The organism is Pedobacter paludisoli (assembly GCF_052344095.1).
In the GTDB taxonomy this organism is placed as follows: Bacteria; Bacteroidota; Bacteroidia; order Sphingobacteriales; family Sphingobacteriaceae; genus Pedobacter.
On the sequence record NZ_CP179926.1, the window covers coordinates 786,210 to 806,880 of the forward strand.

At 38.3% G+C, this 20,671-nt stretch carries 22 protein-coding genes and 1 other RNA gene; 15 read left to right on the forward strand and 8 right to left on the reverse strand.

Going from position 1 to position 20,671, the window contains the following annotated elements:
- Positions 1-8 precede the first annotated feature (8 nt).
- From ACJVDK_RS03110 to ACJVDK_RS03175, 14 genes are all read left to right on the forward strand, one after another.
- A complete protein-coding gene (locus ACJVDK_RS03110; RefSeq protein ID WP_443938830.1) occupies positions 9-671 on the forward strand; it encodes a hypothetical protein in 663 nt (220 codons plus the stop codon).
- Positions 668-1,333 (forward strand): hypothetical protein, encoded by a 666-nt coding sequence (locus ACJVDK_RS03115; RefSeq protein WP_443938831.1) that lies wholly within the window; start codon positions 668-670, stop codon positions 1,331-1,333. Before ACJVDK_RS03110 ends, ACJVDK_RS03115 begins: the two co-directional genes overlap by 4 nt.
- Positions 1,330-1,995, forward strand: a complete 666-nt coding sequence (locus ACJVDK_RS03120) for a hypothetical protein (RefSeq protein ID WP_443938832.1) — start codon at positions 1,330-1,332, stop codon at positions 1,993-1,995. The genes ACJVDK_RS03115 and ACJVDK_RS03120 overlap by 4 nt, the downstream gene beginning before the upstream one ends.
- A 3-nt stretch (positions 1,996-1,998) precedes the next feature.
- Positions 1,999-2,775, forward strand: a complete 777-nt coding sequence (locus ACJVDK_RS03125) for a hypothetical protein (RefSeq protein ID WP_443938833.1) — start codon at positions 1,999-2,001, stop codon at positions 2,773-2,775.
- Positions 2,776-2,787: 12 nt separating this feature from the next.
- The gene (locus ACJVDK_RS03130; protein ID WP_443938834.1) at positions 2,788-3,936 is read left to right on the forward strand and encodes a plasmid transfer protein; all 1,149 of its coding nucleotides are present in this window, start codon (positions 2,788-2,790) and stop codon (positions 3,934-3,936) included.
- Between the two features lie 15 nt (positions 3,937-3,951).
- Positions 3,952-4,566 (forward strand): conjugative transposon protein TraK, encoded by a 615-nt coding sequence (gene traK, locus ACJVDK_RS03135; RefSeq protein ID WP_443938835.1) that lies wholly within the window; start codon positions 3,952-3,954, stop codon positions 4,564-4,566.
- Positions 4,544-4,972: a hypothetical protein gene (locus tag ACJVDK_RS03140; RefSeq protein ID WP_443938836.1), complete on the forward strand. Its 429-nt coding sequence runs from the start codon at positions 4,544-4,546 to the stop codon at positions 4,970-4,972. The genes traK and ACJVDK_RS03140 overlap by 23 nt, the downstream gene beginning before the upstream one ends.
- 10 nt (positions 4,973-4,982) lie before the next feature.
- The gene (traM, locus tag ACJVDK_RS03145) at positions 4,983-6,167 is read left to right on the forward strand and encodes a conjugative transposon protein TraM (RefSeq protein WP_443938837.1); all 1,185 of its coding nucleotides are present in this window, start codon (positions 4,983-4,985) and stop codon (positions 6,165-6,167) included.
- Positions 6,168-6,173: 6 nt separating this feature from the next.
- Positions 6,174-7,010: a DUF4138 domain-containing protein gene (locus ACJVDK_RS03150; RefSeq protein WP_443938838.1), complete on the forward strand. Its 837-nt coding sequence runs from the start codon at positions 6,174-6,176 to the stop codon at positions 7,008-7,010.
- Between the two features lie 10 nt (positions 7,011-7,020).
- Complete coding sequence (locus ACJVDK_RS03155) at positions 7,021-8,979, forward strand: type IV secretory system conjugative DNA transfer family protein (protein ID WP_443938839.1); 1,959 nt, start codon at positions 7,021-7,023, stop codon at positions 8,977-8,979.
- A 10-nt stretch (positions 8,980-8,989) separates the two neighbouring features.
- On the forward strand, positions 8,990-9,463 hold the full coding sequence (locus ACJVDK_RS03160; RefSeq protein WP_443938840.1) for a M23 family metallopeptidase: 474 nt from the start codon (positions 8,990-8,992) through the stop codon (positions 9,461-9,463).
- A 57-nt stretch (positions 9,464-9,520) separates the two neighbouring features.
- A complete protein-coding gene (locus ACJVDK_RS03165) occupies positions 9,521-10,330 on the forward strand; it encodes a DUF4099 domain-containing protein (protein ID WP_443938841.1) in 810 nt (269 codons plus the stop codon).
- A gap of 57 nt (positions 10,331-10,387) precedes the next feature.
- The gene (locus tag ACJVDK_RS03170; RefSeq protein WP_443938842.1) at positions 10,388-11,185 is read left to right on the forward strand and encodes a hypothetical protein; all 798 of its coding nucleotides are present in this window, start codon (positions 10,388-10,390) and stop codon (positions 11,183-11,185) included.
- Between the two features lie 74 nt (positions 11,186-11,259).
- Positions 11,260-11,553, forward strand: a complete 294-nt coding sequence (locus ACJVDK_RS03175) for a helix-turn-helix domain-containing protein (RefSeq protein WP_443938843.1) — start codon at positions 11,260-11,262, stop codon at positions 11,551-11,553.
- A 307-nt stretch (positions 11,554-11,860) separates the two neighbouring features.
- On the opposite strand, the gene ACJVDK_RS03180 is transcribed toward ACJVDK_RS03175, so the two are convergent.
- The 5 genes from ACJVDK_RS03180 to ACJVDK_RS03200 form a co-directional block, all read right to left on the reverse strand.
- Positions 11,861-12,181, reverse strand: coding sequence for a hypothetical protein (locus ACJVDK_RS03180; protein WP_443938844.1), 321 nt, complete (start codon positions 12,179-12,181; stop codon positions 11,861-11,863).
- Positions 12,182-12,336: 155 nt separating this feature from the next.
- Positions 12,337-13,593, reverse strand: a complete 1,257-nt coding sequence (locus ACJVDK_RS03185) for a site-specific integrase (RefSeq protein ID WP_443938845.1) — start codon at positions 13,591-13,593, stop codon at positions 12,337-12,339.
- A gap of 260 nt (positions 13,594-13,853) precedes the next feature.
- Positions 13,854-14,220: a transfer-messenger RNA gene (ssrA, locus tag ACJVDK_RS03190) on the reverse strand.
- 139 nt (positions 14,221-14,359) lie between these two features.
- Positions 14,360-15,559 (reverse strand): pyridoxal phosphate-dependent aminotransferase, encoded by a 1,200-nt coding sequence (locus ACJVDK_RS03195; protein WP_443938846.1) that lies wholly within the window; start codon positions 15,557-15,559, stop codon positions 14,360-14,362.
- Between the two features lie 60 nt (positions 15,560-15,619).
- The gene (locus ACJVDK_RS03200; protein ID WP_443938847.1) at positions 15,620-16,018 is read right to left on the reverse strand and encodes a DUF1573 domain-containing protein; all 399 of its coding nucleotides are present in this window, start codon (positions 16,016-16,018) and stop codon (positions 15,620-15,622) included.
- Between the two features lie 164 nt (positions 16,019-16,182).
- On the opposite strand from ACJVDK_RS03200, the gene ACJVDK_RS03205 reads away from it, so the two are divergent.
- On the forward strand, positions 16,183-18,603 hold the full coding sequence (locus ACJVDK_RS03205) for an alpha-ketoacid dehydrogenase subunit alpha/beta (protein ID WP_443938848.1): 2,421 nt from the start codon (positions 16,183-16,185) through the stop codon (positions 18,601-18,603).
- A 146-nt stretch (positions 18,604-18,749) separates the two neighbouring features.
- Here ACJVDK_RS03205 and coaD read toward each other — a convergent pair whose 3' ends face one another.
- Genes coaD through ACJVDK_RS03220 form a run of 3 tightly spaced genes read right to left on the reverse strand, consistent with a single transcriptional unit; the run spans position 18,750 to position 20,593 of the window.
- Positions 18,750-19,211, reverse strand: a complete 462-nt coding sequence (gene coaD / locus ACJVDK_RS03210; protein WP_443938849.1) for a pantetheine-phosphate adenylyltransferase — start codon at positions 19,209-19,211, stop codon at positions 18,750-18,752.
- Positions 19,212-19,235: 24 nt separating this feature from the next.
- Positions 19,236-19,796: a 16S rRNA (guanine(966)-N(2))-methyltransferase RsmD gene (rsmD, locus tag ACJVDK_RS03215; protein WP_443938850.1), complete on the reverse strand. Its 561-nt coding sequence runs from the start codon at positions 19,794-19,796 to the stop codon at positions 19,236-19,238.
- Complete coding sequence (locus ACJVDK_RS03220; protein ID WP_443938851.1) at positions 19,787-20,593, reverse strand: DUF3822 family protein; 807 nt, start codon at positions 20,591-20,593, stop codon at positions 19,787-19,789. The genes rsmD and ACJVDK_RS03220 overlap by 10 nt, the downstream gene beginning before the upstream one ends.
- Positions 20,594-20,671: the final 78 nt, after the last annotated feature.

Genomic DNA, 20,671 nt, shown 5'->3' on the forward strand with positions numbered 1-20,671 from the left:
CAGGTATCATGAAAGTATTGTTTAGTATTTTCTGTGTTTTGTTGTGCGCAAGCATACAGGCACAAACTCTTTACGTGGATCCTATGACCTCAGGAGCCATTTTAACCCATTCTTCTGTAATCAATAGACAGCTTGATCGTACAAATGATAATCTTAGCTTAATATCCAAGGGACAAATGTTGGTTACAGGACAATTGGTGGTGGTCAATGAAATGCAGGATAAAATTTACAAAGGATTAAGCGAGGTATCGGCCATACTCAATAACCTGATTTCCGTCAAGGAGATTACCGATATAGGATTGGATGTTGTAGCAGATGTAGAAAAGGCTGTTGAGTTAGCAAGAGCCAATCCCTTGCTATTGCTTTTTGCGGAGCAGAATGCACGCGAGTTTCGAGCAAGAGCCATTCGACTTGGCTCAGAAGTAAGTGCATTTGTACTCAAAGGAGGACGAGATAATCTCATGGATGCCGGTGAACGCTCAAAATTGCTGAACCACATTGCCTCTGAAATGCGCATACTACGCGGAACTTCCTATGGGATGCATCGAGCAATGTATTGGGCCAAGATGAGAGGGATATTCGCTTCGCTTAATCCTTGGTCGGATTGGGTAAATATGGACGTGCGAATTGCAAACGATGTTATCTCCAGTGCTAAATACTTGAAGCGATGAGAAGGCTGGTACTATGGCTGGTCTTAGCTTTTTGTGTGCAGAGCGCTCAAGCACAACAAAAATCACTTAATATTCCGGTAATCCATCAATTGGTAGCAGATTCTAAAAATGAGCACGAACGACAATTGACAGCCAGAGACAGACAAGCTGTAAATACAATTAATGAGGAGGCAAATAAAACCTTGCTAGTTAAATTAAAAAATCGCTATCGAGAGTTGCAAGCTCGCTTTAATACGTTAGGGACGGCAATTGCACTTTTGGATATCGGAACGCAAGCGGCTCCCATGGTTGAACAGATTGTTCAGGATCAGTCTGCTTTATACGAGCTTGCCCAAAATAATCCTGCTCTCATTCTTTTTGTTCTTAAAGGAGAAATTGATTTTTTAGAACATTCTCGTGATTTGCTGTATTATTTGATAGGTCTTACCGCTACACTAGGCGCTGTGAATCAGATGAAACCATCTGATAGAAAGATATTGTTTGATTATCTGCTTTCAGAAATGGCGCTTTTAAGAAATCTCTCGGCTGGACTGGTTCGAAGTCTTCAATACGGAAGTCTTTTTGCATTTATCCGTTCCGCCAATCCCTTTTCAAACTATATCGATGTTGATCGAAAAATTGTTCAGGATATACTTCAAAACGCCAAATACTTGAAAAAATGAAAATACTAACTTGTACGTTATTGTTTTTTACAATCGCCTTAGAACTCTTTGCGCAACGCGCAGTTTTTGATGCAAGCCATTTTGCTATCGTCATTGAAAATGGAGCAGTTAGAAATGCTACTGAAATTGGGCATACCGACCTGCTTTCAAAAATTTCCACTTCAATAGATAATATCAATCTCAATACCACAAGCATTGTTTTGGCTCAAAACATGATTTATTCGTCGCTATCAAATGTGAATTCGGCACTAAAGAATGGACTCGCTGTAAAGGAAATGTATTCGATTTGCGAAGAGATTATTGAGTATGGGGTAGAAATGAGTAAGCTGGCTTCCTCAGAACCTTATTTGGTACTCTTCAGTGAACAAATCATCCGAGATATGGTGAAACGGAGCTCGGCTATGATCATTGAGGTATCAGAGTTTATTGTGAAAGAAGAGCGCGATATTTTGATGGACTTTAATAGCCGGGATGCCTTAATTGCCTCCATGCGAAACCATCTTAAGATTATTCGAGGACTTGCGTATGGGGCTTGGAAAGCTGTGTATTGGGCTAAGGTTCGTGGCGTATTTAATATGCTCAATCCCTTTCAAGGGTATATCAACCGTGATCGGCAACTGGTTGCCGATATTATTTCAAAAATAAAATACCTTAAAAAATAAGCCATGAAAAAATTATTGATTGTATGCACCTTGATCTTTTTAGTAATCAGAGCATATCCACAGAAAAAAATTAGGGATGAAAGCGTGACCTACCAGCAAGAACGGATGGTTTTTAAGCAGTGGGATAGAGGTAAGTTTACGCCCAAATCTGGCTTTTTAGGACTTAATCCATATTACTGGTTAACCTGGGGACTTCATCCAAATTACCCGAAAACAGACCTTCGTCCTTTATCAGCAACAGGGCCACAAAGCCAACGGCTTGGTGCAGTGGCAGGGATGCAGCAAATTGACAAAGATTACGAGAAACAATCTGATACCTTAGCCCAGACCTCAAATTTACAGATTGCGAGCATGTCAGGATTACTTTCTGCTACGGATCCATTGTGGTTGCTGTATTATTCAAAACAACTTAAGGGAGTCATCGATTTTAATCAAGATGTAGTTTTAGCTACTGTCCCCCAAAATGCACGCGAAAAAATTATTGCTAGTGGCGCTTTAGATTGGTATAGTAGAGAGATTGGTATGCTTAGTGAGAGGCTTGATGCAACTCGATCAACAACGCTTGAAAGAGGTGCAAGGATATTGTCCTATCACCGCATCCTTGCTGAATATAGAAGGTTGTCTGCTCTTTGGGCCGATAAAGTGCTAACGGCACAAAGAGAACCTAACAAGACTAAAATTAGGCAGGGATTAATTAAACAGGAAGTAAAGATTGATAATTGGACACCGGAATCGGATGTGAAAATTGCAAGAGAAATCCTTCAGAATCGGAAGTATTAAACTATTAGGAAAATGAAAAAGTTTTTATTGCTGGCATGGGGCATCGTTATGTCCACTAGCCTTACTTTCGGGCAAACGACCGATTACCGCAAATCTTTTGAGTTTTTGCAAGGAAACGGAGTATATGAAGAGGGAATGATGGTCATTTTAAAAGGTTTAAAAGAATCGATATGGACACATTTTGATCTTTTTATTGCAGACGCAAAAGCGTTGGCAGCCATTTTTATGATTTTGTTTTTTGCAATCAAATCTTACGAAATGATTGCAGGAGATAAGAAACTCGAGGTTATGCCTTTATTAAGGCCTTTTGGTTTGGTGATGATTATTCTTTGGTGGGGTGCATTTGTAAAAATGGTTGCTTTTCCAACGGATTTAGTGGCAGCGCGCACAGAAGAAATGTTCAACAGTGAGCAGGCTGAAGTAAACTCCCTTAGGCTCATTCGTGCCGATTACATGCAAAAGGTCGCTAATTCGCTTTATAGTTTCGAGGCTGAAACGGAAATGGCCGAAAAGGAATCTGATACATGGATGGGAAAGGCTTGGGATTCTGTAACCAGTACCATAAAAGAAGGAATGTCTACGGTTGTTAGCCCGGTAATAGAGTTGAAAAACCGCTTAAAGATTGGTATGCAGTTGTTGCTTACTCAATTGCTTGAATTGTTAGGGATATGGATACTTCGGCTGGCAACCTATGTGATTTTTATGATTCAAATTATTTATTCTACCATTCTAATAATATTGGGCCCCTTTGCCGTAGCAGTGAGTATTTTACCAGCCTTTCGCGATTCTTTAAGTACTTGGATTGCACGTTTTGTTTCGGTCAATTTGTATTTAGGAATTGCCTATCTCATTATGTATCTGGTGGCATTGTTGCAAAAATACGCCATGACAACAGAAATTAGTAGATATAAAGTGTTAATAGGCGAAAATGGAGATGCCGCAAATTTGGAGAAGATGGCTTGGTTTGCAGGCAATGGAATCCTTTCCTTTGGAACGGTAATCATCAGTTTTCTCATTGGAGCGATTTGTATGTTCACCGTACCGAGTATTTCTACTTGGATAATTTCAACCTCTGGTATTAGTTCAGCAGCATCCAATTTCGGACGCGGTTCTCAAACAGTGATTGGTTTTGCTAAAAAAGCCAGCGGTAAATTTCTTTAATCTAAAGCAAACGTTATGATTGTCAAAAATATTGAAAGCAAGATTAGGCTAGCAACGGTTGTTTCTATAGGAAGTCTTATTTGTGCCATTTTAATTTGTGTGGCTACTTCCTTTTTTGCTTTTAAACAAATTGAACTCGCTAGAAAGAGCATTTACATTTTTGAAAACAATGTGCCCATGCTTGCCAGGCAAACTAATGAACAACTGATTCAGCCTGCTATTTACCGGGGTCATATAGAGCTTTTTCATTCTCTTTTCTTTTCCTTAACTCCGGATGATCGGTATATCGATTACCAGATGAAGAAGGCCATGTACCTCATTGATGAGTCTGGTATGCAGCAGTATTTGAATTTAAAGGAAAAGGGGTATTTCAGTTCTATTCTTTCTAGCAGTTCTGTATTGACTTTACAAACCGATTCAATTTTTGTAGATGCAAAGCGAAATTATTTCCGATACTATGGGAAACAGCGTATTGAACGAAGAAGCTCAATCGTTACCCGCTCGCTCATTACTGAAGGTTATCTGCGTGATATTCCTAAAAGCGATAATAATTTATATGGAGTGTTAATTCTTTCTTGGAAGACCCTTGAAAATAAAGATATCGAAAATGTTCAGAAAAATCCAATCTAACAGAGCACCTGATAGGACCATTCCCACCGAACTCTATCATGAATTTAGACCTTATCTTACGCTTGCGCGAAGAAAAACAATTCGTTTTTTAAAGGCACATCCAAAGCATGTATTTATTCTGATGATTCTGCTGATTGTTTTTTCAGTGTTGTTTTCTTTCGATGGCTTAATTTTTAAAGAAAAGAAGAAAGTAACTAACCTTCAGCTCAAAGCTACTCAAGGAAACAGAGAGGAATCAGAGGTGATTAGCGATGGACTCATGCGAATTAGTAGTGCGGGAATCAAACTTAGAAAAACACTCAAAATCAGAAAACAAGTGGACTCTGTATTAGCAAAAACAACGTTGAACAATGCTGATACTGTTTTTCTAGAGGCTAAACTAGAGGAACTTCGGGGACTCAATTAATTCGAATGTTATGAAAATAGACTTTAAAAAACCACGGTATATTATTCCGATAATCATTCTGCCTTTTGTGTGTCTGTTGTTTTATGTATACCAGCAAAGCGGATCAAAAAAACAGGTGGTTCAACAGGAAAAAGATATGAACGGAAGCCTTGCTGAGATATCGGATCAGGTTAGAGAGAAAGGCCTTTCTGATAAACTGGAAGCATATAAAAATAGTTATAAGGAGGCTGATGGCTATTCGGCAATCAAAACGGTAGAACCGGATCAATTGCCACAGGCGACTTTGATAAGTTCGTATTCGGAACGAGAAAAACAAAAGCTAGATTCCATCGAAGAATCCATTAAGCAACAAGCCTTTAGGTCAAGACAAATAGGAACCAAGTCGTTTGCTACCGCTAAATCAGAAAATAGTATAAATAGACCAGAGGATAGAGCAGTGGCGCAGGCATTGGCTAGTTTGGCAGAGGCTAGGAGTAGAGAGAGACCTACAGCGGTTAGCGCAACAAAAGAAGTCGATCCAATGGATCTTTTTAAAAAACAAATGGCTTACGTGGATAGCATGAATAAGGTCAATGACCCAGACTATATTGCCCAGCAAAAGGAAAAAAGTACAAGGGAGCAAATAATGCTCACTAATGGGAAAGCACTGAAAGTAGCCAAATTATCTGCAGTATCAAATGAATTTAATACGATTAAAGTGATTGAAAATCGGCAGATGATTACAGCGATAATTGATGAGGAGGTTACTGGATATTCTGGTTCAAGAATTCGGCTTAGGTTACTAGAAGATGTTTATGCAGGGAAGTCCCTTTTACCAAAAGGAACGTATTTGTATGCGAAAATTAGCGGTTTTACTGAACAAAGAGTTCAGTTAGAAATTAGTTCTGTACTTTGTGCCGGAAAAATTCTTTCAATTCATTTATTGGTTTACGATATGGATGGTTTATCCGGCTTGTATGTTCCTGCTTCTGCTTTTAGAGAATTTTCTAAGGGATTAGGAGCAAGTCCTGTGCAAGGATTCAATACTATGGGGAGCGCTCAAAATCAAAATGAATTTGTGATGAGCACCGTTGATCGTCTTTTTCAATCATCATCTTCCGCTTTAGCTAATATGGTTCGGAAAAATAGAGCCAAACTAAAATACAACAATCAAGTATTTCTGGTCGATCCAAGCGATTTACAGAATCAAAAATAACAAGACATGAAAAATATTATTTTATCTGCGTTGCTGGTGATTATAGCAGGAGCGCTCTTTGCCCAATCTTCGGGTAATATTTTTGGAGGCTCCGTTGAGATCCCAAAAATCTTTATTAAACGGTCGCTTAATTTACATTTTCTCGCGCCCGAGAAGATTAAATATGTGGATATCCCAAATGGACTTGTGGGCGATTTGCCCGATGAAAACCTTTTACGCATCAAAATTCCTGACTCCGTAAAAATTAAAGACCCATTTTTGGGTGTGTTGACGATTCTAGGCGAGAAAAGAATTAAGCAATATACTCTTGTTTACGATGAGCGGTCTGATACAGCTTTCAGCTCATTGATAACTATTCCACTGTCGGATATGAATTTGGTTCAACAGAAAAGTTCAGTGATTTCCAGTAGAGAGATAGACAGCATTTCAAATGAAATGGTAAAAAATTACCCTTTAACTTCTGTAACTAAAGAAAGGAAGAACGGAATTCGAGCTTCACTTAATGGTATTCTGAGTGTTGGAGAATTCTTGTTAGTGGATATAGGTTTTCAAAATACAAGTAATATTCCATACCAAATTGATGGTTTGAGGTTTCGCATTGAAGATCAGAAGCAACATAAAGCAACTACCGTTCAATCTTTGGAAGTGGTCCCTATTTCCAGTTTGCGGGATATTAAAACCTTTGATAAAAGCTACCGAAACGTATTTGTACTGCGTAGACTCACCTTTCCAGATCATAAACTTTTAAAAGTAGAGCTATCTGAAAAACAGTTGTCCGGACGCTCAATAGATTTTGGGATTCGTTATTCCGATATTCTGAAAGCTAAAAAAATCAATCAATAACAAAGGAGCCATGGAAGAAACAAAGGAAATACAGAAACTCCATGGTTTTCTCCAATGCTTGATTTATTTCTTGATTGCCGTTGAAATATCGGTTTTTGTTTACTTAGGAGATCCATTTTGGGGTATTTTTAATATTGGTTTGCTGAAAATTAAATCGTTGATTATTTACAGGAAGCTTTTATACAGTAAACTGTTTGTTTTGCTACTGATAGGTTTGGTGAGCATTGGTACTTTATCCAAAAAGCAACTGGATTTAGATCCAAAAACTAAAATCATATACCCATTGTGTATCGGTTTATGGTGCTATTTCGGGAGTACTTATTTTTATGGTCTGAAATCTCCAGTGGTTTTTTCGTATACTACACTTGCTAATTTAGCTTATATTCTATTATCATTGTTGGGTGCTATTTTGATTAGCTTATCTATGGATAACGCGTCAAAAATCATTCGTTCAGGATTAGGAAAGGATAAATGGAATGTTGAAGCCGAAAGTTTTTTGCAATCGGAATCGAAGATTGAGAATGCATACTCGGTTAACATTCCAATGCTTTTCTATCATAAGAAGCAGGTGAGAAAAGGATGGATAAATTTAGTCAATCCATTTAGAGGGACAATGGTAATCGGAACTCCTGGTTCTGGAAAATCCTTCTCTATTGTGAACCCATTTATCAAACAGTTAATTTCTAAAAGTTTTGCATGTGTAATTTACGATTTTAAATTTCCCGATCTCGGCAAAATAGCCTATCATCACTATCGGAAGAACAAAGGAGAGGGGAAGTTAAATGATTTCAGTTTTCACGTTATCAACCTCAATCAAGTAGAAAAAAGTAGACGAATCAATCCTTTTAGAGCGGATTACATTAGGACGCTTGCTGATGCATCAGAAACGGCTGAAGCCTTAGTAGAGGCACTAAAGAAAGGAGATAAAGCTAGTGGTAGCGATGCTTTTTTTACGCAGTCTGCCGTGAACTTTCTGGCTTCCTGTATCTATTTTATGAGTAAATATGACAAGGGCGTATTTTCAACTCTTCCCCACGTGATGTCTTTTTTAAATAGATCCTATCAGGAGATTTTTACTGTTCTTTTTACCGAACCAGAATTAGTTTCTTTACTCTCACCGTTTCGTTCGGCCTTTATGGCCAAGGCATTTGATCAGTTAGAGGGTCAAATTGGTACACTCAAGATTTTCATTAGTCGAATGGCAACAAAAGAAACCTATTGGGTTTTTTCGGGAGATGATTTTAATTTAAAAATTTCAGATCCATTGACTCCGGGAATTTTAGTTTTGGCCAATGATCCCAATACTCAGAACATTAATTCAGGATGTTATTCGGTTGTTTTAAACCGGCTAACGAGGTTAATTAACAGTAAAGGAAATATTCCTTCAGCATTGATATTGGACGAAGTACCAACCCTTTTTGTACACAGAATCGAAAATTTAATAGCAACGGCAAGATCAAATAAAGTTGCAGTGTTAATGGGATTACAAGAGTTGCCACAGTTTAAACAGCAATATGGAAAGGATACCGCAACAACCATAACATCGGTTGTAGGAAGTGTACTTTCAGGAGCTGTGCGCAACAAAGAAACCTTGGACTGGCTTGAACGGATATTTGGTAAGTCTAAACAAATTGGTGAGAGCATCTCCATAGATCGCAGTAAGGTTTCCAAATCAATTAGCGAAAAATTGGAAGTATTGATTCCAGCAGGTAAAATCGCTTCACTGGGTGCCGGGGAAATTGTTGGAGTGATTGCAACTGATACCAATTCGAAATTTACTGGACAGTATCAAACTTCAGCGATTAATTGTAGAGTAAATCTCAACCTAAAAGAATTAGAAAAGGAGGAAAAACAATATGTTGAACTTCCCGTTTATTATGATTTTGCAGACAAGAAAGAAGAGGTCCTTAGGCGGAATTTCTTGCAAATTAATAGCGATATTGAGTCTTTGGTCAGTGCTTTTATGTAATTTGAACGCCTTGTCTAATATCAGTCAAGATACGCTGTCAAACTGTAAATTTTACGCTCATTTTCCATTAAAACGCTTTAAACTAAATTCAGGATTTGGTTTTAGGATTCATCCCGTTACAGGGGAGAGGAAATCCTTTCACAAAGGGATAGATATCAAAGCCAGCAATGAAATAGTCTGTTCCATTTTACCAGGAGAAGTGATCAAAATAGGTTTTACCGCGATACTGGGAAACTTTGTAGCAGTAAGACATGGGAATTATATTGTTTACTATGCACATCTATCCAAAATTTATTGTGTAACGGGACAAAGGCTATTTACGGAATATCCTGTTGGATTAAGTGGGGCAACTGGCAGAACAACAGGGGAGCACCTTCATTTAACCGTTTTAAAAAAAGGAATCGCTATAGATCCGCTCTATTTCTTGCTTGCTGTCATCTCAAGAACTGGCAAAGATTTGCGTTGGTATCTTCTTAATGAATAACTTCTTCTGGCGTTTTTCAGACCATAAATTAATTATTGAACTTTAATCTTCACCAATATGCAGACTTCGAATTTGAATGCGCGAGATCTTCCATTGGAAGACCTCGGCGAACTGGGATTGTTTAAAAACGGGGAGCTCACTCTTCCAAAAAAAGATATTGATGCTTTAATTTCCGGAATGCGTACCGGACTGGTTAATCTTAAAAATATTACCCAAGGCGGTATTGCGGTTCAGGAGATGAACGTAAAGCTCTCACTCACTAAAAATGCAGAAGGAAAGACTGAATTGCTGGTACATCCGGTATACAAAAAATCCCAAGTACCAGAGATTATTTCTGCTAAGGAAGCAGATGATTTATTAATGGGTATCAAGGCTAATCTGATCAAAGAAACCAATCAAGATGGGAGGTATAAAAAGCTGATGGTTGAGTATGATTGGGACACTAGGGAATTTATAGTGACCGATACTTCAAAACTGCGTGTTCCAGAAATGGTCAATGGAATGCCACTTACCCCATATCAAAAGCAACGCTATGGAAACGGAAGACAGATCGAAATGCCGGATGGCACCACTTTCCAGTTGAGCAGTACCGCTCCCGAAGGCATCCGATCTAATAGGTTGGCACTTGTTGTTTCGCTTGTAATGGATGGAGGAATATCTTATATGCTTTTTACCGGGTTGAAAGCAATGGCTGGGAATCGAGGATTCTTTCCGCAGAAGGATGAACGTAATGAAAATTACCAAAGAGCGCTCAAGTCGGCGGCCGATTCCCAGTCCAAAACTAAGATGGATAATGAGGACCCAACTTCAGTATCAAATAAAAACGAATACTCGAGAAGTTATGGCAGATCTGGGATTTCCCGGTAGGCACAAGGGGTAAATACATATGAATCAATTAAATATTAATCATTAATTTTTATAGTTATGAATGAGAATAATCTAGATTATCTTCAGAACACGCTGAAGTATTTGGGATTTGGAGAGTCACTTAATGAAAATCTAAAACAATCAATTGCAAGTGGAGCTGAAGGATTTCATCTACAAAGTGCTACTAAGGAGATGCCAGATCCTGCAAAAAGGTATGAATCAGGGTTTGGTGATAAGGTATCCTATCAGCTCAATTTTTCAAAAAGTAAAGAAACTGACATGTATTTTTTTAACAGTTATGAGGCTACGCTTAAAAAAGCTGGTGCATCGGATTTAGTTTCACAAACCTTTTACATTAATAAAGGGAAAGGCGTAACGGCAAAAGAAAGTTATAATTTGCTATCTGGTCGAGCCGTAAATAAAGATGTGATGCTAAAAAGTGGAGAAAAGACAAATCTCTGGCTAAAGCTTGATTTTAAAGATCATACTCCTGAAAAGGGTTATGCTTTGAATAGTTACGGTGAACAGTATGGTTTCAGTTTAAAAGAAACGGTCGAGAAATTTAAAATTCTTGATTTAGACAAATTGGGGGTTAAAGATCAATTGCTCAAAAGTTTGGAAAGAGGGAATCTGCATGAAGTTTCTTTTATGAAAAACGGAAAGGAAACGAGTGGCTTTGTGTCGGCTAATCCACAGTTCAAAACATTAGATTTTTTTGATCGTGATTTGGTTCAGGTTTATAGCAAAGCTATGGATAGATACGATACGATCGAAAAAAAAGATCTGACTAAAGAGCCAGAGCTGGTGAATGAGCCGGCAATGGTATCAGCAGAAAAAAAGTCACGTACGAGATAGTTTTAAAGCACATATTGATGTGTGGTTATAGGGGACTTCGGTCCCCTGTATTGTTATGCTTTAATTTTTAAGTTATGGGTATTGAAATATTAACTAAGGAAGATCTAATGATTTTCGGAAACGAATTGTTGGAAGAAATTAAGCGGATTGTAAAAATTGAGGAACCTGTAAAAAAGAGGTATCTAAAAGGAAAAGAAGTGCGACAAATACTGGCAATATCGCAAGGAACCCTTCAGAATTTAAGGATAAATGGTACACTTCCATATTCAAAAATCGGGAATGTGTATTATTATGATGTTAAGATTGTGGATAGTCTGTTAAACGGACAAACTGAATATTTCGAAAATGGAAAGGAGTTTAATAAATGAAAAAAATAATAAATAACAAAAAGTTGAACGGGATGACAGATGCAATTATTTTGGATAATCGAATAACCTGTACAGATATTGCACTTATTTGTGCTTTGCTTATTTTCTATCTCCAATCTGAATCTGAAACTTTCTTTTTAGTTTCTCGAAGTAGGTTGATGAAAATTAGTAAAATATCATCAATCAGTACTTACCATAAGAGTATAAAGAGCTTAGTTAATTTAGGCTATATCATCTATACACCTTCATATCACCCAAAATTAGGTAGTAAAGTTTCCTGGGCGACAAAAAAGGATTTTAATAATCTCTAAATGGTTTGAATTTCTTTTCCTGTATAGATTTCAACTATCCCTAAGGTCTTTTTTCCAATAGAAACCTTATTTAGAGTATGTTGTTGGAAATTGAATTTTTCTATATAAACAGCAGTATTGTCTCGTAATTTGAGAAAACCTTGTTCAAAGTAATATTCTGAAACTTCATTTGTGAAATCGTTATGACGAAGACATAAGCGAGTAAATTCTTCAGTTAAACTATCGTAGTGCAACCAGTGATTACTTTGCTCTTCAGAAATAGAGAGCTCAATAATAATCATATCATTACATTCATAGCAGGCAAGTATCTTAATCATATAGGCGCAACAAAAATAGTAATTATATTTCTATCAACTGATTGTGTTGATATTCATTTTAAAGTTACAGAGCAGAATGTGTTTTCTGCTCTGTATTGCGTATTTAAGGTTTATCTACAAGGAAATTGACTCTTTTAGCTATTTCGCTCATTTTTCTACTTAGTGATTGTATAACTATAAATAGTGTTTTTAGGCTTTGGTTTGTCAGACGATAGTTTGTCTTTCAATATTGCCATATCTCTACTTACTTTTACATCCAGAGTTTTGGCGTAGTGCTGGGTTGTTCTGATGTCCTTATGCCCGAGCATTTTACTGACGGTTTCAATGGGTACTCCATTCTGTAGGGTGATTGTAGTAGCAAAAGTATGGCGGGCGATATGGTAGGAAAGAGGTATTCTTATACCGCATATGTCTGCGATTTCCTTCAGGTAGGCGTTCATCTTTTGATTGGTGCTGACTGGAAATGCTTTGTTCTGATTGATGCATTGCGGATGGTTTTCATATTTTATGAGTAATGCTATTGCTTTAGGCAGCAAGGGTACACGGGTTGGTGTGCCGGTTTTTTGCCTGTTGATGCTGATCCACTTCTCGCCCCCATTTTTATCGATTATTTCAGATCTTTTCAATTGGTAGATGTCAATGTAGGCAAGTCCGCTGTAGCAGCTGAATAAGAATATGTCCCGCACCCTGTTTAATCGTTCGTTATTAAATTCTTTGGTCTCCAAAGAGTTAACTTCTTCTTCCGAGAGGCAGGGACGTTCAATTAATTTAATTTTGGCTTTGAAATTGGCGAAAGGATCTCGCGTGAGCCATCCATTGGCAAGACAGCGTTTAATTACTTTCTTTAGGTTTTTAATGTATTTTACAGCGGAGTTATTATTACATTTCCGAGTTGTCCGAAGGAAGAATTCATAGTCTGCTATAAACAGGTGATCAATTTTTCTGATGTCGATGTCCTGAATTTTATATTTTTCTCGTAGAAATTGCCGTAAATGTCTTAGTGCTGTTTGGTACCGCAAAAGGGTCATCGGTGCGAATTCAATACCTACAAGTTCAGCCATTTCTTTGTTGTGTGATTCGAATACTTCGGTGAGTTTTCTTGCTTTTTTTTCTTTTCCCAAGAAATCGTCTGCAAGGCGTTTAGCAGTCACGTCTTCTCCTAACATAATTAGGTTCCTGTGGGCTTCATGAACTTTTGATTCTAACTGTCTTAGATAGAGGTTGATAATTTTTGCTTGACTGGAATTTCCTGTTAATTTTCCATCGAGCCAATTCGAATCGTTACATTGCTTGCCTGTGGCAAGATCGACGCGTTTTTTTTCAATTGTAATCCTCAAGTAGATGGAGGAAGTTCCCGGCTGATCTGTTTTTCCTTTCTTCAGAAAGAAAAGTAAACTGAAATTTCTTTTCATAAAAGTAATCTTAAAAGGTGAAATAAAGTTAAGATTGCAGTCAAAAAAAGTCAAGATGTGCGCGAGGTAAACTAGTTGATTAACAGGTTTTTAACCCCTAAAGCGGTGAGTCGGAAAATTCAAAAGTCCGACTCACCGCTTGACTCACCTCGCATATGCGTTATTTGGTCAAAAAAGCCACTAAATACTAAAAAACAAAAGCCTGCAAATTGTTGATTTGCAGGCTTTTAATGTTTTTTGGTGATCTTTGATACTAAATCAAGTGGAGCTGAAGGGAGTCGAACCCTTGTCCAGTTGTGAGATAAATTATACCTTCTACATGCTTATTTTTCAATTAATTTTCGGGAGATGAACGGGCTGAAAACCGACCTAATTCAAAACCTTAGATACTTTATCTCAGTTTAAACCGTATCCTTTTAAACCCAGCTTCGTTGTTTCGATGCCTCATATTCTAGCCCAACAAGGCAGCAACTAGAGAGACAAAAGCTTACGTAGTTCTAAACTAGGCAGCTAAGGCGTAAGTATTTTCGCCAATTAAAATGTGAACGTTCACTTTAAGTGCTCTCCGTACAACGCACTGCATGCTAACATAACCTTCGCCACCCTGTCAAATCCAAGAACAGCCCCAGTTTTTGTTGATTAGAAATTGAAATATCAATTTTCCAATCGAACCACAAATATATTAAAATTAATTAAATGTGGTCGGTTAATTGTAAACGAGCCAAATTTAATGCCAAGCATTTACAATTAACCGATAGTACATTTTTTATAGTGTTCTACCAGGATATTGCGCCAAGGCAATTTCTAAGCAATCCATAGCAGCATTTAAATCAGCTGTATTTAACACGTAAGCCATACGCACTTCGTTTTTACCCGAGCCTTTTGTCGAATAGAAACCTGTAGCAGGCGCCATCATCACCGTTTGGTTTTCGTGACTAAATTCTTCTAAAATCCATTGGCAGAATTTATCGGCATCATCAATTGGGAATTTAGCAACTACATAAAAAGCACCTCCTGGGTTTGGACAAAATACACCTTCAATAGCGTTTAAGCGCTTTACTAAAGTATCTCTACGCAAAGTATATTCTACATTTACTTTTTCGAAATAGCTATCAGGGGTGTCTACTGCAGCAGCACCGGCAATTTGTTCAACCATACCCGGACTTAATCTGGCTTGTGCAAATTTTAATCCCGATGAAATAACTTCTTTGTTTTTGGTAATTAAACACCCTAAACGAGCGCCACAAGCACTGTAACGTTTCGAAACGGTATCCATGATAACCACGTTTTCATCTAAACCATCCAAATGCATTGGCGAGATAAATTCACGTCCATCATAGCAGAATTCGCGGTACGCTTCATCCGAAAACAAGAATAAATCGTATTTCAGGCACAGTGATTTTAACGCTTCAAGTTCTTCTCTCGAGTATAAATAGCCTGTTGGGTTATTTGGATTACAAATAATGATGGCTTTCGTTTTATCTGTGATAAGTTTTTCGAACTCAGCAATAGGAGGTAAGGCAAAACCATTTTCGATATACGATAAAATAGGTTTTACAACCACATTGCTCATGCAAGCAAAACCATTGTAGTTTGCGTAGAATGGTTCAGGAATGATAATTTCATCGCCCTCGTTTACGCAGGTTTGCATGGCAATGGTAATGGCTTCCGATCCTCCAACAGTAACTAATATGTTTTCGGGTGTAATGTTGTATCCTAGTTTGTTGTAATATTCAGTAAGCTTTTGGCGATAGGCAAGTGTTCCTTCAGATGGTGTATAGGCCCACACATCGAAATCGATGTTTTTAATGGCGTCTAACATTCCTTCCGGAGTTTCAATATCCGGTTGACCGATATTTAGGTGAAAAACTTTTTTTCCATCGCGTTTAGCTTTATCAGCAAATGGAGTTAATTTTCGTATTGGCGAAGCAGGCATCTGAACGCCTTTCTGTGAAATTTTTGGCATGCTGCAAAAATAAAAAAGTCCCGATGAAAATCGGGACTTTTCTTTCTATGAATTAAAAATTTACTTTGAACTTGCAGCAGGAACCGTTTCGCCTTTAATGTAAAGCACTTTGATAGGTGTTTTAGCATTAGAAGTAATGGTCACTGCTTTTGAAAACGTTGATGGAGCACCAGCAGCGTTAAATGTTACTGAAATAACTGCACTTTCACCTTTTTTAAGCGGGGTAGTACTGTATTTAGGTTGCGTACAACCACAACTTGCTTCAGCTTTGGTAATAATTAAAGGTTGTTCACCAATATTGGTGTATTTAAAATCGTATGTAACGGGTTTGTTTACCACAATTTTACCAAAATCATGCGTTTCCGTTACAAATTTAAATTCTGCTTGGCCGGCTGTTTGTGCATGGGCAGCAACGCCTAAACCTAATACAAAAGCGAAAGCTATTAAAATCTTTTTCATCTTATAAGTCTTTTTAATAAAAATACTAAACAAATTTAATATTTGGTACTTTTAAACAAAAACTATTCCATTTTTATTTTACACATCGATATTTAATTTTCCCACATTGGGTAAGGCAAGCTTTATATTTTGTCTATATTTGCCAAAACCAATTATTGATTACGATGCAGAATGAAAAACTAAGTCCCAATTCTATTGATGCTTCTGAATTAAGTTTTAACGATTTTAAAGCAATTGTTATAAACGACTACAAGATTGCTTATGAAAGCAGACAAGCCAGTGTTTTAGGCCGTAGAGAAGTATTAACGGGGAAGGCTAAGTTTGGTATTTTTGGCGATGGAAAAGAGGTTCCGCAATTGGCAATGGCCAAAGCCTTTAAAAAAGGCGATTGGCGTTCGGGCTATTACCGCGATCAAACATTTGCCTTTGCTGCAGGTATATCAACAATTAAAGAATTTTTTGCACAACTATATGCCAACCCAACAGAAGGAGCAGATCCTTTTTCAGGTGGGCGTCAAATGAACTGTCATTTTGCTTCCAAATCGGTAAATGAAGATGGCAGTTGGAATAATTTAACTGAGATAAAGAATTGTTCTTCAGATATTTCGCCAACTGGCGGACAAATGGCTCGTTTGGTAGGGCTAGCGTATGCATCTAAGCTTTTTCGCAACAATGCTGAGCTCGATTATTTAAAACACTTTTCGGTAAATGGTAATGAAGTAGCTTTTGGTACGATAGGCAATGCGTCTACCTCTGAAGGCGTGTTTTTCGAAGCCATTAATGCTGCTGGCGTGTTACAAATTCCAATGGCCATTTCGATATGGGATGACGATTATGGAATTTCGGTGCCGGCAAAATATCAAACCACAAAAGAAGATATTTCCGAAATTTTAAAGGGTTTTCAACGCGATAAAAACGGAGATGGATACGAAATTTATAAAGTAAAAGGTTGGGATTATCCCGCTTTATGCGAAGTATACGAGAACGCTATTCAGGTTTGTCGCGATGAACACGTACCTGTGTTGATTCACGTAACAGAGCTTACGCAACCGCAAGGGCATTCTACTTCAGGCTCACACGAACGCTATAAATCGAAAGAACGATTGGCTTGGGAAGCGGAACACGATTGTATTTTAAAGATGCGTGAGTGGATGATTGAGTCGGCAATAAGTACGGAGGCCGAAATTGAAGCTTTAGAACAGGAAGCTAAGGTATACGTACGCAATATGCAGAAAGAGGCATGGAGCGAGTTTTTGGATAGCATGAAAGGCGAACAAAAACAGGTTGTTGATTTTATTAATGGTCTTGCCAAACAACAGCCTGAGTTGGCTAAACTTTCGAGCCAATTAGCCTCAACGGCTGATGCCCAACGCCGCGAAATTTTTTCACTTGCACGCAAAGCTTTGCGTCTATCTGTTCAACAACATTCACCTGAACGCGCTGCATTTGTAAATTGGTATACCACACAAACGGAAGTGAATGTGGAGCGCTACAGCAGTAAACTGCATACAAATGGGGCAGAAAGCCCAGATAATATTCCGGTTGTAGAAGCAAATTACAACGAGCTATCGAAAATGGTCGATGGACGAGAAATATTAAACGCTTGTTTTAATCAAAATTTTGCCCGCGACCCACGTTTGGTGGCCTTTGGGGAAGATTTAGGAAATATTGGCGATGTAAATCAAGGGTTTGCCGGTTTACAGGCCAAGTTTGGCGAACTGCGTATTACTGATACGGGGATTCGTGAAATGACCATTATGGGGCAAGGGATTGGTTTGGCCATGCGGGGTTTGAAACCAATAGCAGAAATTCAGTACTTGGATTATTTAATTTTTGCCTTAAATGTACTGAGTGATGATTTGGCAACGCTGGCCTATCGTACAGATGGTATTCAAAAAGCACCAGTAATTGTGCGTACCCGTGGGCATCGCTTGGAAGGCATTTGGCACTCAGGTTCTCCTATATCTATGTTATTAGGTTCTTTAAGAGGGATGCACCTTTGCGTACCGCGAAACATGACGCAGGCAGCAGGAATGTACAATACGCTTTTCAGAGCGGATGAGCCGGCAGTTGTCATCGAATGCCTGAATGGTTACCGTTTGAAAGAAAAGCTCCCTACGAATGTGGGAGAGTTTACCGTTCCATTGGGTAAAATAGAGGTTTTGGAGCAAGGAACGGATCTTACCATTATTTCTTACGGTTCTACGCTGCGCGTGGTTCAAGAAGCGGCGGAAGAATTGGCAAATTTTGGTATTTCTGTTGAGATTATTGATACGCAAACCTTGTTACCTTTTGATAAAGAGCATGCTTGTGCGGTTTCTTTGGCTAAAACCAATAAACTGTTAATTGTAGATGAAGATGTTCCGGGAGGTGCTTCTGCGTATATTTTACAACAGGTGTTGGAGGTTCAAAAAGGGTATTTTTATTTAGATGCACAGCCTAGAACGCTTACGGCAAAAGCGCACCGTTCGCCTTTTGGTTCAGATGGTGATTATTTCAGTAAACCTTCGGTTGATGATGTGGTAGAAATGGTTTATCAAATGATGCAGGAGTCTAAACCCAATCAATACCCCACTATTTTTTAGGAAGTTTGAATTAGAAAGGGGAGCGAAGAACCAGAACGAGTGGTGTCTAAACCCGACAGACAGCGGTATGCCGAACGCTTTTCGCGGAGGCATTTAGCAAATGGCGGGGCTGCATATTGCCAAGGTATGCTGCCTTTCATTTTCTATTATAAAAAAGCAAGTGCTTCTTTTGGAACAAATGGACTTACATCGCCGTGGTTGCGCAAAATGTCGCGCACAATGGTCGAACTTACGGCAGAATATTCGGGTTTGCTTAAAAGGAGAATGGTTTCTACCTCGGGCATCATGGTTTGATTAATTTGAGCAATGGCCCTTTCGTATTCGAAATCGGCAGCTGAACGAATTCCACGCAGCATGTATGTTGCATTTATTTTTCGGCAAAAATCTACTGTTAAGCCTTCGTAGGTTTGAATTTCAATGTTTTTATAATCCGCAAAAACGGTATTCAGAATTTGTAGGCGTTGCTCGGCACTTAAAAAATTTTGTTTAGCACTGTTTAAGCCAATTCCAATAACAATTTTATCGAATAGAGGGATGGCTCTTTGTAAAATGTTTACGTGAGCGATGGTGATAGGATCAAATGAACCGGGAAATAGTGCTGTTTTCATAGTTGATTGTATGCGGGTTATTCTTTAAATGGATGGAGGCGATGGCAATTCAACCTTTTCAAAAAAACTAAACGACGAGTTACCGTATTTTCGTATTTCGATAAAACCCGGTTGATTATCAAGTTTCATATTGCTTTGGTGCTCAATAATCAACATACCATTTGGTTTTAATAAGTTTTGCGCCATTACCAAGCCCGGTAGTTGCGGTATTTGTGGCAAGTGGTAGGGCGGATCGGCAAATATCAAATCGAAAGTGCCTGATAGTTGTTTGAGCAGTTTAAACACATCGCCCTTGCGTACTTCTATCTGATTAAATTGATGTTGCTTGGCGGTATTTTTTATCCAATTGATACAACCATAATCCATATCGATGGCCAGGATTTGTTCTGCTTGGCGCGATGCAAATTCAAAGGTTAAATTTCCTGTTCCGGCAAATAAGTCGAGCACATGACAGTTTTCGATGTCAAATTTATTGTTTAAGATGTTGAACAATGCTTCTTTCGCCATGTCGGTAGTAGGTCTAACCGGTAAATTGGCTGGTGGTTGTAAGCGAATGCCTTTTGAACGTCCTCCAATTATTCGCATAAATCTAGGGCTACTAAACCACTGAAGTAGTGCGCAGGCATGTCGGCCAGTAATTCACTTTCTTGATGGTTAACAGGTAAAAAGAAATACAATTGGTTGAAATATTTGAGTAGACAGGTGTAGTACGCATCGTCTTCGTTTACAATTCCTTGCAGGTAAACCGGAATGGATTCGGTTAATGCTAATTGTTCGATGATGAGCAGTAAGAAGTAGTTGAACTCCTCGGCCGTTTCAGATTCATAATGGTTTTGAAAAGTTACCACACCTCCTTTAACATACAATACATTGAAAGAAGCCGAGGTAAAGTCGATTAACAAGCCATCGTTTCCAATTGCATTTGCCAAGGCCAGCAAAGTTGCTGACTGTGGGAAAAATTGCGCGTTTGCCGGAAGGGCTTGTTGAATACTCTTATCGACAGCAAAAACGGTCTGAAAGCCTAAAGCATCATTGCTTTGAGTATGTAATTCACTTGCATTGCTTAAATATTGCCGATAGCTGTTTAGTGATTCAACTTGAATGAAATCGTTTGGTACAAAGATGAAATTAGGTGTATGTACGGCAACTTTTACTTTTTCAAAGTTTAATTGCAGGTGTGGGTGCTGTTCACGGGCTTCTTGCAAGTCGCGCGCCACATTTTCGCATCCTTGTTTATCAAAAATTACACGAATTTCATGGCTGCTCTTATCCACAATGGCATATGAAAAACTGTCATTTGTGACCTTTAGTAATAAATGGTGCTGAATTGAATCGGTGCTACTGAAGCCCGGGTCAACCAATAAAAGGCTGTTTTTGCTCATTGAAACAAAAATAGGTTTTTTTAACTATTTACAACAAGGATTAGGATTAAATAGCGTTTAAGCGATTCAAAAGAGCTG